General features: G+C 44.7%; 14 protein-coding genes. 10 read left to right on the top strand and 4 right to left on the bottom strand.

What is annotated here, in order from left to right:
* Positions 1-85 precede the first annotated feature (85 nt).
* From HMPREF0847_RS09455 to HMPREF0847_RS09445, 3 genes are all read left to right on the top strand, one after another.
* The gene (locus HMPREF0847_RS09455) at positions 86-1,348 is read left to right on the top strand and encodes a CapA family protein (protein ID WP_008808299.1); all 1,263 of its coding nucleotides are present in this window, start codon (positions 86-88) and stop codon (positions 1,346-1,348) included.
* A 103-nt stretch (positions 1,349-1,451) separates the two neighbouring features.
* Positions 1,452-1,679 carry a hypothetical protein gene (locus tag HMPREF0847_RS09450; protein ID WP_008808300.1) on the top strand — a complete coding sequence of 76 codons (228 nt, stop codon included), beginning with the start codon at positions 1,452-1,454 and terminating at the stop codon, positions 1,677-1,679.
* Between the two features lie 16 nt (positions 1,680-1,695).
* The gene (locus HMPREF0847_RS09445) at positions 1,696-1,890 is read left to right on the top strand and encodes a hypothetical protein (RefSeq protein WP_020992817.1); all 195 of its coding nucleotides are present in this window, start codon (positions 1,696-1,698) and stop codon (positions 1,888-1,890) included.
* Positions 1,891-2,001: 111 nt separating this feature from the next.
* Here the strand turns inward: HMPREF0847_RS09445 and HMPREF0847_RS09440 are convergent, their stop codons facing one another.
* The gene (locus HMPREF0847_RS09440) at positions 2,002-2,874 is read right to left on the bottom strand and encodes an AraC family transcriptional regulator (RefSeq protein WP_008808302.1); all 873 of its coding nucleotides are present in this window, start codon (positions 2,872-2,874) and stop codon (positions 2,002-2,004) included.
* A gap of 110 nt (positions 2,875-2,984) precedes the next feature.
* On the opposite strand from HMPREF0847_RS09440, the gene HMPREF0847_RS09435 reads away from it, so the two are divergent.
* Positions 2,985-4,424: a glycoside hydrolase family 1 protein gene (locus HMPREF0847_RS09435; RefSeq protein WP_008808303.1), complete on the top strand. Its 1,440-nt coding sequence runs from the start codon at positions 2,985-2,987 to the stop codon at positions 4,422-4,424.
* Between the two features lie 76 nt (positions 4,425-4,500).
* Here HMPREF0847_RS09435 and HMPREF0847_RS09430 read toward each other — a convergent pair whose 3' ends face one another.
* From HMPREF0847_RS09430 to HMPREF0847_RS09420, 3 genes are all read right to left on the bottom strand, one after another.
* Positions 4,501-6,225, bottom strand: coding sequence for an ABC transporter permease/substrate binding protein (locus HMPREF0847_RS09430; protein ID WP_008808304.1), 1,725 nt, complete (start codon positions 6,223-6,225; stop codon positions 4,501-4,503).
* Between the two features lie 14 nt (positions 6,226-6,239).
* Positions 6,240-7,430, bottom strand: a complete 1,191-nt coding sequence (locus tag HMPREF0847_RS09425; RefSeq protein ID WP_008808305.1) for a quaternary amine ABC transporter ATP-binding protein — start codon at positions 7,428-7,430, stop codon at positions 6,240-6,242.
* Between the two features lie 245 nt (positions 7,431-7,675).
* Positions 7,676-8,317 (bottom strand): GntR family transcriptional regulator, encoded by a 642-nt coding sequence (locus tag HMPREF0847_RS09420; RefSeq protein WP_008808306.1) that lies wholly within the window; start codon positions 8,315-8,317, stop codon positions 7,676-7,678.
* 180 nt (positions 8,318-8,497) lie between these two features.
* Between HMPREF0847_RS09420 and HMPREF0847_RS09415 the strand changes: the two genes are divergently transcribed.
* The 6 genes from HMPREF0847_RS09415 to HMPREF0847_RS09390 all read left to right on the top strand — a co-directional run bounded on the left by HMPREF0847_RS09415 (position 8,498) and on the right by HMPREF0847_RS09390 (position 14,823).
* Entirely contained in the window at positions 8,498-10,159 is a 1,662-nt protein-coding gene (locus HMPREF0847_RS09415; protein ID WP_020992816.1) for a MutS-related protein, read from the top strand.
* Between the two features lie 10 nt (positions 10,160-10,169).
* Positions 10,170-11,027: a Cof-type HAD-IIB family hydrolase gene (locus HMPREF0847_RS09410; protein WP_037622592.1), complete on the top strand. Its 858-nt coding sequence runs from the start codon at positions 10,170-10,172 to the stop codon at positions 11,025-11,027.
* A complete protein-coding gene (locus HMPREF0847_RS09405; RefSeq protein ID WP_008808309.1) occupies positions 11,027-11,659 on the top strand; it encodes an SGNH/GDSL hydrolase family protein in 633 nt (210 codons plus the stop codon). The genes HMPREF0847_RS09410 and HMPREF0847_RS09405 overlap by 1 nt, the downstream gene beginning before the upstream one ends.
* A gap of 145 nt (positions 11,660-11,804) precedes the next feature.
* On the top strand, positions 11,805-12,200 hold the full coding sequence (locus HMPREF0847_RS09400; RefSeq protein WP_002901456.1) for a CopY/TcrY family copper transport repressor: 396 nt from the start codon (positions 11,805-11,807) through the stop codon (positions 12,198-12,200).
* 18 nt (positions 12,201-12,218) lie between these two features.
* On the top strand, positions 12,219-12,590 hold the full coding sequence (locus HMPREF0847_RS09395; RefSeq protein WP_002901455.1) for a cupredoxin domain-containing protein: 372 nt from the start codon (positions 12,219-12,221) through the stop codon (positions 12,588-12,590).
* A gap of 10 nt (positions 12,591-12,600) precedes the next feature.
* A complete protein-coding gene (locus HMPREF0847_RS09390) occupies positions 12,601-14,823 on the top strand; it encodes a heavy metal translocating P-type ATPase (RefSeq protein ID WP_020992814.1) in 2,223 nt (740 codons plus the stop codon).
* The last annotated feature ends 250 nt before the right edge of the window (positions 14,824-15,073 follow it).

The raw sequence follows: 15,073 nt of genomic DNA, 5'->3' as shown, positions 1-15,073 counted from the left end.
ATATTTTAATAATGACGATGTTTTTCTAGAGGATGACTGGAACATCTATTTTATAGTAAAATAGATATGGTAGGAGGCGACAAGGATGAAACGTTCGGATAGAAGAAAAGCTGAAGCCCAAAAGAAATGGTTTGTTTTTGCTTTGTCTAGTCTGATTATTCTTTCGGCTAGTCTCATTTCATTCTTCCAAAAGGAAATAGATGCAAGAAAGCAGACGAGACAGGCAAGTATAGAAAATAAAAATTCAGCTAGACCGAAGACTGTAGCAAACAAGCAGGTTCAAACAGCTCGTATCATGGCAAATGGTGATTTGCTTTACCATGATGCCCTCTATATGAGCGCTCTACGAGAAGATGGTAGTTATGATTTCTCAGAGAATTTTCAGTATGCTAAAGAATGGCTCCATCAAGCAGACCTTACGATTGGAGATTTTGAAGGGACCATTAGTCCAGACCTACCTTTAGCAGGCTATCCGCTGTTTAATGCACCTGAGTCAGTAGTAGGAGCTATTAAAGATGCGGGTTATCATGTGCTTGACTTGGCTCATAATCATATTTTAGATTCTCAATTATCTGGTCTATTTTCAACTGCTAAGGCTTTTGAAGACCAAGGAATTACACCGGTTGGTGTTTATACCCATGAACCACGTGGCCAAGCGCCTCTGACTATTAAAGAAGTAAATGGGATTAAAATAGCTATCTTAGCCTATTCCTACGGATTTAATGGAATGGAAGGAAATCTCAGTCAAGATGAATATGACCAGCATTTATCAAATCTTGATGAGGAGAAAATGAAATCGGAAATCGAACGTGCTGAGAAAGAAGCCGACATTACGGTTGTTATGCCCCAAATGGGAGTAGAGTATCAGCTACAACCGACAGAAGAACAGGTAAGCCTCTACCACAAAATGGTGGATTGGGGTGCCGACATCATCTTTGGTGGACACCCACATGTGACACAACCATCTGAAACTCTGGAAAAGGACGGCCAGAAAAAACTAATCATCTACTCTATGGGAAATTTCATATCTAATCAACGGATTGAGACCATGGAAGGAGTTGAAAATGCTCAGTGGACCGAGCGTGGGGTTCTGATGGATCTGACTCTTGAAAAGACGCTCAAAGGTACCCGAATCAAGAGTGCTCAGGCTCATCCGACCTGGGTCAGCCGTGTAGAAAAAGGAGGTTTTTCTGCTGAAGGCTATCCGCTTTATAGCTACCAAACTCTGATTCTGGAAGACTTTATAGAAGGTGGAAAATATCGGGATAGGCTGGATGAAGCTACCAAAGAACGGGTCGATATAGCCTACCGGGAAATGAAAGAACATGTTGCCTTAAATTGGGAGTAAGTATTTTCTCGTCGTTATTACAGCCAGAAGAGCATAGCTTTTCTGGTTTTCGTTTGGTGAGACAGATGTCGTTTGCTATAATGAACAAGAAAGGAGCTCAGAAATGGAAGGTATCGGGAGTGGTTTGTTGCTAGTAGGTTTCTTTGTTCCTGTGTTTTATATACTATCAATCCTTAGTCTGCCGGCTCTTTTGATAATTTTCTTTGGTCAAGCGGGCAAGTCTCTCTATTTGAAGTTATTGGGACGTCTATGGCTCTTGTTTGGCATGGGGCTTGCTTTATACTTTGTTTTTGGAATTATCTATGCTTTCATTACTGGTCATGCTTACTAGAGAGTTAGGAGGAGTCATGTTCTTATATCAATTCATTTTCTTTTGGTTGCTTTTGGTGATTTGGTTGATTCTGGCTTTAGCAGCCACAGTTTTGCTGATTTTTGGCCTTTTTCTTCGACGCAATTTCTTTAAAGAGAAGTTAGGACATTTGCTTTTGCGGAGTTTGCTAGTGTTGGGACTTGTGAATATCATTCTGGCCTTGCTGATTTAAATGACTTGGATAAAAAGACAAGCAAGATAAAAAAGATAATTTTCAATATTTTTGACAAATAAAACAGCCTCGGATATCGTCGAAGCTGTTTTTTATGTGTTTCAATAAATGTCATTTCTTTCGGTACTGTCTGGGAGTCATTAGATAGTATTTTTTGAACTGACGATTGAAGTTAGATAGGTTGTTGAAGCCAGATTGATTCGCGATTTCAAGGATTGAAAGATTTGAATGTTGCAGAAGCTCGGTCGCCTTTCTCAAGCGAAACTGAATGAGGAACTCCATGCAGGAGACACCGATATGCTTTTTGAAAAAGTTCATAAAATGAGTAGCGCTGTAGCCGCAAATATTAGCCAGATGATCAATTGTCAACTCCTCTTGATAATGAAGACTGATGTAATCAATAATATTTCTGATCTTCTCTTCTTTTCGGTAGCCTTCCAAGGATTGCGTTTTGGAGACAACATAACCATTTTCAAAAAGCAGATAAAAGAGCTGGTTGAGCTGAGCCTTTATCTGAAATTCAAAGTAGTCCTTGCGATGATAGCCAGTCTCCATGGTCTCAATCAGACAGGAACGGATGGCTTGATAGCCCTTGTGATGGGGTTCGATCACGTGAACAAAGTCTAGCTCCCCCTTGTAGAGGGGCTGCAGGTAATCGATACTAGCCTGATCCATTGCAGAGTAGCCCATTAAGTCCAGTTGGAAGTTTAAGGCATCCATGTAATGTTTTTGATTTTCGATAGGATGAATGGAGTGAAGAGCATTGGGGCGGATCAGGATGATATCTCCCGCCTTGCTGTTGAAATATTCCTGGTCAATATGAAACTTAGCAGTCCCCTCATGGACATAGATGATTTCAACGTCCGTATGCCAATGAAAGAGGATGTCAGGCTGCCCATTTTTTGTAATAGTCCGGGTCAGTGAATAGGGGGTCCTTTGATTTTTATATACGGTATTTTTATGAAGCTGTCCAAGATCTAGCATTCCCTGCTCCTTGTAATAGAATAGTATCAATATATAAGAGAATTGTGCAAAAAAACATTTTCATCTAAGATTATAATATAATCAAAGAAAAAACGAAAGCGAGAAATGCAATGGCAAAATTTCCTAAAAATTTCCTCTGGGGTGGTGCAACGGCGGCAAATCAATATGAGGGCGCCTATAATCTAGATGGAAAAGGCCTGTCTGTTCAGGATGTGACTCCAAAAGGCGGACTGCCAGCCAAGCCGGGTGATCGCAATCCTTTGATTACCGAGGGGCCAACGCCATATAATCTCAAGCTGGAAGGAATTGATTTTTACCATCGTTACAAGGAGGACGTTGCCCTCTTCGCGGAGATGGGCTTCAAGGTCTACCGGACCTCCATTGCCTGGTCTCGGATTTTTCCAAATGGAGACGAGCTGGAGCCCAATGAAGCTGGTTTGCAATTCTATGACAATCTTTTTGACGAGCTGGCTAAATATGGAATAGAGCCTCTGATTACCCTGTCTCACTATGAAACGCCCCTGCATTTAGCGCGTCAGTACAATGGCTGGGCCAACCGCGATTTAATCGGCTTCTATGAGCGCTATGTCCGCACGGTTTTTACCCGCTACAAAGATAAGGTCAAGTATTGGCTAACCTTTAATGAAATCAACTCTGTTCTCCATGCGCCCTTTATGAGCGGTGGCATTGCCACGCCAGCTGAAGAACTGTCCAAGCAGGATCTCTATCAAGCGGTCCATCATGAGCTGGTGGCGTCTGCCTTGGCAACGAAAATTGGTCATGAGATTAATCCTGATTTTAAGATTGGCTGTATGGTTCTCGCCATGCCGGCCTATCCTATGACACCTAAGCCAGAAGATGTGTTGGCGGCACGAGAATTTGAAAATCAAAACTACCTCTTCTCTGATATCCATGCGCGTGGAAAATATCCAGCCTATATCAATCGTTTCTTCAAGGAAAATGGGATTGAGATTCAGTTTGCGCCAGGTGACAAAGAACTTTTGGCTGAAAATACTGTAGACTTTATTTCCTTCTCTTACTATATGAGTGTGGTTGCGGCTCATGATCCGGAAAATTATTCTTCTGGCCGAGGCAATCTTCTAGGTGGCATCCTAAATCCCCATCTGGCTAGCTCAGAATGGGGCTGGCAGATTGACCCAGTCGGCCTGCGCTTGGTGCTAAATAGCTTTTATGATCGCTATCAGTTGCCTCTCTTTATCGTGGAAAATGGTCTCGGTGCCAAGGATGTCTTGGTGGATGGTCCAACTGGCCCAACGGTTGAAGATGACTACCGTATTGATTATCTTAAACAGCATTTGCAACAGGTGGGAGAAGCGCTGGAAGATGGCGTAGAACTGCTAGGTTACACGACCTGGGGCTGTATTGACCTGGTCTCAGCCAGCACGGCAGAACTAAGCAAACGTTACGGCTTTATCTACGTTGACCGCAACGATGATGGTAGCGGAAGTCTAGCCCGTTACAAGAAAAAATCTTTTGATTGGTACAAAGAAGTCATTGCGACGAATGGAGATAGTCTCTATCAGGATTAAATGACTTAAACAAAATAGAATGGCTCCTTATAAAATAAAGGATGAATCTTTTGATTCATCCCTTTTTTCTATGCTTTTATTTCTTCCAGCTTTCGACTTCTTTTTGATGGTTTTTGATCCACTCTTTGGCTGCAGCTTCTGGTGAGCTGCCTTCGTTAATCTTAAGCATGACTTCTTCCATGTCCTTTTGAGTCCAGTTGAAGTTATCCAGGACCTTGTTGACTTCTGGTAAGTCCTTGTCTAGATTTTTTCGAGTAATAGTGTGGATAGCTTCCTTGCCGCCCATGGTTCCCTTAGGATCCTTGAGGTATTTGAGGTCGTATTTGGAGAACATCCAGTGTGGTGACCAGCCGGTTACGATAATATCTTCTTTATTCTTAATAGCCTGATCCAGAGCAGTGGTCATGGCTCCTGTTGAGGAAGAAGAAAGATTCCAGCCACTGAGATTGCTGTATTTTTGCATAGTCTTCTCAGTCGCGCTCATGATACCAGCGCCGGGCTCAATACCTGTGATGGTTTTCTTGGCTTGGTCTGACAGGTCTTCAATAGAATCAGCGTCCATATAGCTTGGTACGACTAGCCCTGTCTTAACGCCCTCGAGGTTCGGCCCCAAGTCCACTATCTTGTCCTTGTACTCCTCATAGAGAGCCGCGTGGGTGGTCGGCAACCAGGCAGAAACCATAGCATCAGCTTCGCCATTAGCAACGGACTTCCACATAACGGCATTGTCCAGCGGTGTGATGGTGACATCGTAGCCCATTTCCTTGAGAGCTTCCGCTACGACATTGGTTGAGGCAACTTCGGAGTCCCATTCAACATAGGCAAGGTTGACCTTTTCTTTTTTGCTTTGCTGAAGCTTGGTTACTTGATTTCCGACAAAGGCTGTCAAGATGACAGCAGCCAGAGCAGACCAGAGCATAATCTTCTTGCGTTTTTCCTTGGCAGTGATCGGTGATTTTTTAGCTAGAGGTTGGTTGAGCTTCTGGGTCAGGCGGTCAATAATAATGGCCAGGATAACCAGAGATACCCCATTGACAAATCCGGAACCGATGTCGGCATGCTGCAGGGCAGAGAGAACGCCACGGCCCAGTCCTGGCGCCCCAATCATAGAGGCCGTAACGACCATAGACAGAGCCAGCATGATGGTCTGATTGACCCCAGCTAGGATAGTATTTTTAGCCAGAGGCAGCTCAACTTTGAAGAGCTTCTGCTTGCCAGTGCCCCCGAAGGAGTCTGACGCTTCAATCAGCTCGGTCGGAATCTGACGAATGGCTAGATTGGTAAAGCGGACAGTCGGTGGCAGGGCAAAGATGACAGAGGCAAAGACCCCAGGCACCATACCGATACCGAAGAAGGCCACGGCTGGTATCAGGTAGACAAAGGCCGGCATGGTCTGCATAAAGTCCAGCAAGGGCTTGATAACTGCTTCGACGCGGTTGCTCTTAGCCATCCAAATCCCCAGTGGAATACCGATGACAATGGAAATGGCACTGGAGATGATGACCAAGGTCACAGTGTTCATAAGATTTTCCCAGAGGCCTTGGTTGTAAACAAAGAGCAGGCCTAGGAGGGTGAGCAGGGGCAGTCCCAGCTTACGCTTGGAAATCAAACAGGTAAAAATAGTGATGACTGCGATAAAGAGCAGAGGTGGAATGAAGAGCAGGGTGTCTGTCATTCCATTCATGATGGCATTTCCGATAGTCTGAAGGACCGAGAAAAGCCCGGAGAAGGTATCAGTTACCCAGTTAGTAAAGGCCTCAACCCATTGAGAAACGGGGATTGGCTGTTGTAAAATATTCAAAATGCGAACCTCCCTTATTCTTCAGATTCAGTAGTATTGGCCAAGGCTTCGATGACCCGACCTTTGATAATAACGCCGACTAACTTGTCCTTATCATCTACAACGGCCAGAGGTGCTGGTGAATCGTAGATCAGCGGGAAAATATCGGTAATCAGGGTTTCCTGAGTAACCTTGCGGACGTTCTTATCAATCACTTCAGCCAGTGCTTGATGCTGCTTGCGGGCATCGCGGGCAGCTTCGGCAGTTAGACTGCCCTTGAGCTGCCGCTTCCTATCCACAGCCAGCAGCATACTGACCTCTTCTTTTTTCATGCGATTAAGGGCCACGGTAGGTCCATCAATGTCAATGTTGGTGGTCAGTGGCGTTGTCATGATATTCTGGGCAGTCAAGACCTTGGAGCGGTCCACATCTTCAACGAACTCTCGAACGAAGTCATTGGCTGGATTGGTCAGGATTTCCTCACCGGTGCCAATCTGCATAATCTGACCGTCAGCCATAATAGCAATACGGTCACCGATACGCAGGGCCTCATTGAGATCGTGGGTGATAAAGATAATGGTACGCTCATGCTCTGCCTGCAGATCTAGTAACTCATCCTGCATTTCTCGGCGGATGAGGGGGTCTAAAGCTGAGAAGGCTTCGTCCATGAGCAGAATATCAGGATTGTTGGCCAAAGCTCGAGCCAGACCAACCCGCTGCTGCATCCCACCAGAGAGCTGATCGGGGTATTGGTCCTTGAAGGAGTGGAGACCAGCATTGCCCAGAGCTTGTTCAGCTAGGCGCGTGCGCTCTTCCTTATCAACACCTCGGACTTCCAGGCCGAACTCAGTATTTTCCAGAATGGTCCGATGTGGGAAGAGGCCGAAGTTCTGGAAGACCATATTGAGCTTGTGGCGGCGAACGTCACGCAGCTCCTCTTCGTTCATCTTGGCTACATCTTGGCCGTCGATGTAAATGTCGCCTGATGTTGGGTCAATCAATCGGTTGAGCAGGCGGATAAGGGTAGACTTCCCACTACCGGATAGTCCCATGATGACAAAAATTTCTCCGGTCTGAACTTCAAAGTTTACATCGTAAACTCCGACAGTAGCACCGGTTTTTTCTAAAATTTCCGTTTTGCTTTTGGCTTGCTGAACCATTTCCAGTGCCTGCTTTTGCCTTTTGCCGAAAATTTTAGTCAAATGTTTTACTTCTAGTTTATTCAACGTATTTCTCCTTTTACAAAAGTGACTACATGTTTATTTTATTAAGTTGTCACTTAAAAGACCATCACAGTATAACATCGTGTGGTCACTTTGTCAAACCCAAAATACTGTCAGACCAGCCTTTTCGGTTATTATAAAAAAGGAGGATGATTTTCTAGAATATTTCTGAAAGTCGCAAAAAGCTTGTCAGACAGCGGATTCGCCTGTCTATTCTGTTTTTTGACAAAGAAAAAACAAGCGCTGTTTCACTTGTTTGTTTCAATTTCATTAAAAAATAAATTATGCATCAAACCGACCGATAATTCGTTACCAACAAAATAGATGGTATTGCCGGCTTCCAGCTTGGTATAAGGACCAGGCGAGATTAGGAGTTGGTCTCCCTGCTGGATTGCGACAATGGTAGCGCCAGTCGAGTGCCAGATATTGAGTTCATTGATAGATTTTCCTAGGTTGATAGCGTCTGCTGAGAGCTGGAGCTCGTAGGGATTGAAAGGGAAGCGCTGCTGGACATCTTTGGTCCGACTGAGAAGCTGATTGAGCAGCTGGGAAAAGTTGACAAATTCTTCCTCTTGGCGTTGGATGCTCTGGTGGAGCTTGCTTTTGAGATCCTGCAGAGAGTTGACATCTTTATAGGTCGTGAGAAACTGCTGGGCTTTTTCCTTGGAGGAAATGAAGGCTCCACTGCCGTGACGGACTTCCATGATTTCCAGATCTACCAGCACATTGATAGCCTTGCGGGCTGTTTCAGGGGAGACATTGAAGTTGCTGGCTAAGGTAGAGCGAGCATAGATCTTGCTGCCGATGGGATATTTGCCGTCAACGATTCGCTCAGCAATAGCGACGGCAATCTGCTGGTAGCGTGGGAATGCGACTTCTTTTTTGCTCATGAGAACCTCCAATTTTACGACAGGAATATAGCTATGATTATAATATAAAACTGGAAGATTGAAAAGTGTCTTTTGTAAAATCGACCGTCTTATCCGCCTCTTCTTACCTTTCTTTTTACTTTTTTAAGTAGTATAATATGTCTAAAAGTCAGAGGTTTTCTGGAAGGGGTGAGGATATTTATGTCACAATTTATCTTGGTATTGCTGGGCTTTTTGGCGGTGCTAGTACTTGTCATAGCCTCTGCTATTCGGAGAAAGCTTCGCTTTAAGAAGCGTTTAGCTGCTACTTGGGGAGGTCATGAGCGGGTGGATTGCCGGCCAGACAGTGAGTCCAGTCTATATGAGTCCTTTTTGTTAGACGAAGAAGCTGGAACCTATGATAGTCTGGTCGACGACCAGACTTGGGGAGATTTGGACTTTTTTGATATTTTTCAGGATATTGATACAGCAGCCCAATCCAGTCTAGGTTCAGAGTACCTTTACAGCAAACTCCGCCTGTTGCATTTCGAGGCAGATCAGGAATTTGATGATTTGCAGGCATATTTAGCCCAACATCCAGAGGTGCGCATTCAGATGCAGCTGCTTTTTTCTGAGCTTGGCAAGAAAAATCACAATCAAGCTAAGAAACTGATCTATAAACCAGCTCAGGCTAATCACAGGGGAAGTTTTTACCTGTTTTTGGCTGCGATTCCGCTACTTTCCCCTTTACTCTATTTTATCAATCCTAGTCTGGGATATATAGTTCCCATCATCAGCATGGCTTTTAATATCGTTTATTCCATGGCCACGCGCTGGTCTCTAGAGATGAAGTTGGACAGCATGAGCTATCTGGTACGGATCTTCTATATTGGTGAAAAGATCGCCCGCCTGCCCTTGCCCCAGCAAGCTGCTCTGAAAGAAGCGGTGGCTTCTTTTAGTCGAACACGGCTTTTTGGAGAAGTCTTTCGACCCCAGTCGGGTGCCTCTGAGCTGGAGATTTTCTATCTCTATATCAACTCCGTCTTGCTCATACCTCAGTTAGCTCAGGCCTATATCTCCAATCGCCTGGTCAAGGCCAATCAACAGGCTAGGCAAGTGCTGGAGATTCTAGGTCGCTTAGAGGCAGCGATTGCTGTACTTAACTACAAGGAAAGCTTGCCAATTTATACGAAGCCTAGCTTTACAAGCTCAACTGGGATGAAGGGCAAGGGTCTCTATCACCCACTCTTAGAGCGACCTGTCAGCAATGATTTGGATTTTTCTAAGAATATGATGATTAGTGGAGATAATGCTTCTGGAAAATCGACTTACCTGAGAATAGCAGCTATCAATGCTATCTTGGCTCAGGGGTTAGGCTTTGCTTGTGCCGAGAGCTTGACCTTGCAGCATGGTCATGTCTTGAGCTCAATGGATGTGACCGATGACATTGGCTCTGGGGATAGTTATTTTATCGCTGAGAGCAGGGCTATTGAGCGCATGATAGATTCCTTGGAAGAAGAGGGCATGCACTACTTTTTCATCGATGAGCTTTTTAAGGGAACCAATACTGTTGAGCGGATTGGGGCAGGACTGGCAATCATTGATTGGCTAGCTCAGAAACCCTGTCTTTACATGATTTCGAGCCATGATGTGGAGTTGGTAGCAGCTTCTGGTCAGCTCAATGCTCAATATCACTTTGACAGTCAATATGTGGCTGGAGAAATTGTCTTTGACTATAAGATTAAGCAAGGTAGCGCTTTGACCAAGAATGCGGTTAATACACTAGAGAGCCTGAACTATCCAGAAGAGATTACGGATACAGCTAGGGAGATTATCACAGCCTACGAAGCCAGCGGCAACTGGAGCTTGCTGGGAAAGGGATAATCAAAATTGGATGATAGAGATAGGAATGGATAAAAAGATGACTGTAAAGATGATAGCGACAGACATGGATGGAACCTTGCTGGATGGACAGGGACAGCTGGATTTGCCGCGTCTGGCTACTATTTTAGATGAGCTGGAGAAGAGAGACATTCGCTTTGTGGTGGCTACTGGTAATGAAATTCCACGAATGCGCCTGCTATTGGGAGATTTGGTAGAACGAATGACCTTGGTAGTCGCCAACGGAGCTCGGATTTTTGAAAAGAACCAGCTAAGCATGAGCAGCTTCTGGGAAGCCGGATTGATTAGGGATGCACTGGCTTACTTTGCTGGGCGTGAAAGGGAGCTTCAGCTGGTTGTGACCTCTGAAAGAGGCGGCTTTGTTCAAGAGGGAACAGAGTTTCCCTTGATTGAAAAGGTTATGACTAAGGAAATGGCCCAGCTTTTCCACAAACGGATGAACTTTGTGCCAAGCCTTCAGGATTATCCCTTTGACAAGGTCTTAAAAATGAGTATGATGGTAGAAGAGGCTGCAGCAGCAGAGCATGCTCGTCTGATTAATCAACATTTTGCAGGCCGATTGAGCGCGGTTGCTAGTGGTTATGGAGCCATTGATATTCTCCAAGATGGGATGCACAAGGCTTGGGGCTTGCAGCAGCTGATGGCTAAGTGGCAGATTCAAAGCGCGGAAATCATGGCTTTTGGCGATAGTGAAAATGACATTGAAATGCTTGAATTAGCTGGTATTTCTTACGCTATGGAGAATGGCGATGAGCGGGTCAAAGGGGTGGCAGATTACCTAGCGCCGGCCAATACAGAAGCCGGTGTTCTACAAGTGATTGAGCAATACTTAGAAGAGGAAAAAGAATAATGGCAGTACAGTTATTAGAAGAGTGGCTCTTGAAAGAGCAGGCAAAAATGCAGGATAAATACCGAGAATTGAATCAAGTATCCGTTAAGGAACCAGATATTATCTTTATCGGAGATTCCATCGTAGAATACTATCCTTTGCAGGAACTATTGCAGACGAATAAGGTTCTGATTAACCGTGGAATTCGTGGCTACAAGACGGATTTGCTCCTAGACAACCTTGATGCCCACCTTTTTGGTTCTGCTTTAGATAAGGTTTTTATTTTAATAGGTACCAATGACATTGGCAAGGAGATGCCTCAGACAGAAACGCTGGCTAATTTGGAAGCCGTTATTCAGGAGGTTTCTCGTGACTGTCCTTTGACTCAGATCCAATTACTGTCTGTCCTGCCGGTCAATGAAGCTCCAGCCTACAAGAGCACGGTCTATGTCCGCAGCAATGAAAAGATTCAGGCCCTTAATCAGGCCTATCGCCAGCTGGCTAACGCCTACATGAATGTCCAATTTATCGATCTCTACGATACTTTTCTGGACGAGGAAGGCCAGCTGCGCCCAGACTACACAACTGACGGTCTCCATCTGACCATTGCTGGCTATGCAGCCCTGTCCAAGGCTTTGCAGGAGACGTTATAGAGATAAAAATAGGGAGCGAAAAAAGCCCAACCAGACAAATCTTCAAAGGAAGATTTTTTTTAAAAACTTTTGGTTGACAAATGTAAATCTTAGAGGTAAAATAGGATTATAAGATTTACAAATGTAGATTTAGAAAGGAGAGGTCATGCAAATTTCCAATGCGGAATGGCGCATCATGAAGATTATCTGGATGGAAGGCAAGCAGACCAGCACGGATTTGATCGCCGTCTTGTCCGAGCGCTTTGACTGGTCGAAGTCGACGGTCAAGACTCTCTTGACCCGCTTGGTGGAGAAAGGATGTTTGACTAGAGAAAAATCAGGCAAAGCCTTTGTTTACTCGGCTTTGTTGAAGCAGGACCAGAGTTTAGACTTGGTCGTTGAGGATGTGAAAGACAAGGTTTGCTCCAAAAGGATTGTCCAGGTGCTTGAAAACTTGATTCAGGCGAGTGACTTTACGCTTGCAGATCTTAATCAGCTGCAGCAGGTCCTGGAAGAAAAGAAAGCAGAGGCTGTCGAAACAGTCCCTTGCAATTGTATGTAATAGAAAGAAGGAAATTCTATGTTTGGATTGTTGATTAGTATTGTTTGTTTACTTGTGGTTGCTTTTATTGCTTGGTGGTTCTTTGCAGAGCATGAAAAGGTAAGCGGCCACGCTCGTCAGAAATCAGGTTATCAAGAAATTGAAGTCGAAGTCATGGGGGGCTATTCGCCTGAAACCATTGTCCTGAAAAAGAATGTTCCAGCCCGGATCATCTTTAATCGCAAGGATCCATCTTCATGTCTGGCTCAAGTGATCTTTCCAGATTTTGGAGTTCATGAAGATTTGCCTTTAGGTGAAAAACATGTCATTGAAATTACGCCAGAAAAAGCGGGCGAATATGGGTATTCATGTGGAATGAACATGATGCATGGTCACATGATTGTGGAATAAAGGAGTAGGTATGGTAGAAAAACAAAAAGCAGTTGTGGAAAACGGAGTGCAAAAGATCCGTATTACAGCAGAAAAGGGCTATAGTCCCAAAGAATTTCAACTTCAAAAAGGGATCCCTGCTGAAATCACCTTCCATCGGGTCAATCCTTCTGGCTGTTACAAGGAAATTTTGTTTGAAGATCAGGGGATTTTAGAGCCTTTGGAAGTCGGTGTGGATAAGGTGATATCCTTTACCCCGACAGAAACAGGGGACTTCGAGTTTTCATGTGGAATGAAGATGCAAAAGGGTTCCTACACGGTTGTGGAAAAACGCCGTCGTGTCTTAAGTTTACGGGATCGCTTTTGGATTACTAGTATCTTTACCCTTCCTTTATTGATCTTGATGATCGGGATGATGGCAGGATTTGTATCCCATACAGTCAGTCGCTGGGGGACTTTTCTAGCGACAACGCCGATCATGTTGGTAGCAGGAGTTCCTTTTATCAAGAGTGCCTGGGCCTCATTTAAGAAGCACCATTCCAATATGGATACCTTGGTAGCTCTTGGAACCCTGGTAGCCTATGTCTATAGTGTATTTGCCCTTTTTACTGGTCAGCCAGTATACTTTGAGGCTGCGGGTTTTATCATCTTCTTTATCCTCTTAGGGCAAATCTTTGAAGAACGGATGCGTAACAATGCCTCCGAGGCTGTGGAAAAGTTGTTGGATTTGCAGGCAAAAACGGCTCAAGTTCTCCGTGATGGGAACTATGTTGAGGTGGCGGCGGAAGATATCCAAATTGATGACTTGATTCGGGTCCGTCCTGGGGAAAAGATTGCGGTTGATGGGACGATTGTAGAAGGAAGTACGACCATTGATGAGTCGATGGTGACAGGTGAAAGCTTGCCTGTGGGAAAATCAGTTGGTGATGCAGTTATCGGCTCCACTATCAACAGCAATGGGACCATTCTCTTTAAGGCTGAAAAAGTCGGTAGTGAGACCCTCTTATCTCAAATTGTGGACTTTGTCAAAATGGCCCAATCCAGTCGTGCTCCTATTCAAGATTTGACGGATAAGATTTCAGGTATCTTTGTTCCAGTGGTGACGATTTTGGCCATTGCGACTTTCTGGGTTTGGTCCGTGCTTCTGGGCGCGTCGCTTCAAGAGGCCATGCTCTATGCAGTCTCTGTCCTCATTATTGCCTGTCCTTGTGCCCTTGGTTTAGCAACCCCAACAGCCCTGATGGTCGGAACCGGCCGTAGTGCCAAGATGGGGGTTCTGATTAAAAATGGAACAGTTCTTCAAGAAGTGCAAAAGATTCAAACCGTTGTGTTTGATAAGACAGGGACTATTACCATTGGCCAACCACTTGTAACCGATGTTGTAGGAGATGAAGCGCGTGTCTTGACACTGGCTGCTAGTCTTGAAACTTTTTCAGAACATCCACTAGCCCAAGCGGTGTTATCCCAAGCAGAAGAAAAAGGTTTGGTGTTATTCCCTGTGGAAAACTTCCAAGCGATTGAAGGAAAAGGGGTCCAAGGTCAGATCGACCAGCAGTTGGTGACCTTGGGAAATGGCAAACTTCATGACGGGACAGCGATGGATCCGGAGCTTGAAAAACGGATGGTAGAGTTGCAAGAGCAGGCCAAAACAGTGATCAGTTTGTCTGTGGATGGGCAAGTGATTGGCTTGATTGCCATTCAAGATGCTCCGAAGGCCAGCTCAAAAGAAGCGATCAAAAAGCTCAAAGAACGGGGCTTGAAAACGGTCATGTTAACGGGGGATAATGAACGGGTGGCTCAAGCTATTGCTAAGCAAGTGGGAATTGACACCGTCATTGCTGATGTCCTTCCTCAAGAAAAAGCTAGCGCCATCCAAAAACTGCAAGAAGCTAGCAAGGTCGCCTTTGTTGGAGATGGGATCAATGATGCTCCAGCTCTCTCGATCGCGGATGTGGGGATCGCTATGGGATCTGGAACGGATATTGCGATCGAGTCCGGTGGCATCGTGCTCACGCAAAATGATTTACTTGGCGTTGTGCGCGCCTTTGACATGAGTCAAAAGACCTTCCGCAGGATCTTACTCAATCTCTTCTGGGCCTCTATCTACAATATCCTTGGGATTCCAATTGCTGCTGGAGTCTTTGTAGGACTGGGATTGATCCTCAATCCAGAACTAGCAGGTCTTGCTATGGCCCTTAGTTCTTTGTCTGTTTTGACTAGCTCGCTGCTTCTCAATGTTGAGAAAATTGATTAAATGAAATGAAAAGTGATACAGAATTTTGTATCGCTTTTTGTTTGATTTCCTACAGCTACAAGTCTTAGAGGTGCATGCAAATTATAATAAAATATCCTATTCTACTATAGTTTGTGAAATTTTCTCAAAAAAAGAGCATCTGTTATGTAATAGGGATTGAGCATCTCTGAGCATATTCTTATACAAGTGAGAAAAAATATGGTAAATTGATATAGTAAAGTTGCTTGAAGCGTTTTCATTCACAAGTGAA

The sequence above is a fragment of the Streptococcus sp. 2_1_36FAA genome (assembly GCF_000161955.2).
Taxonomy (GTDB): Bacteria; Bacillota; Bacilli; order Lactobacillales; family Streptococcaceae; genus Streptococcus; species Streptococcus gordonii.
This window is presented reverse-complemented; position numbering and strand designations above follow the sequence as displayed.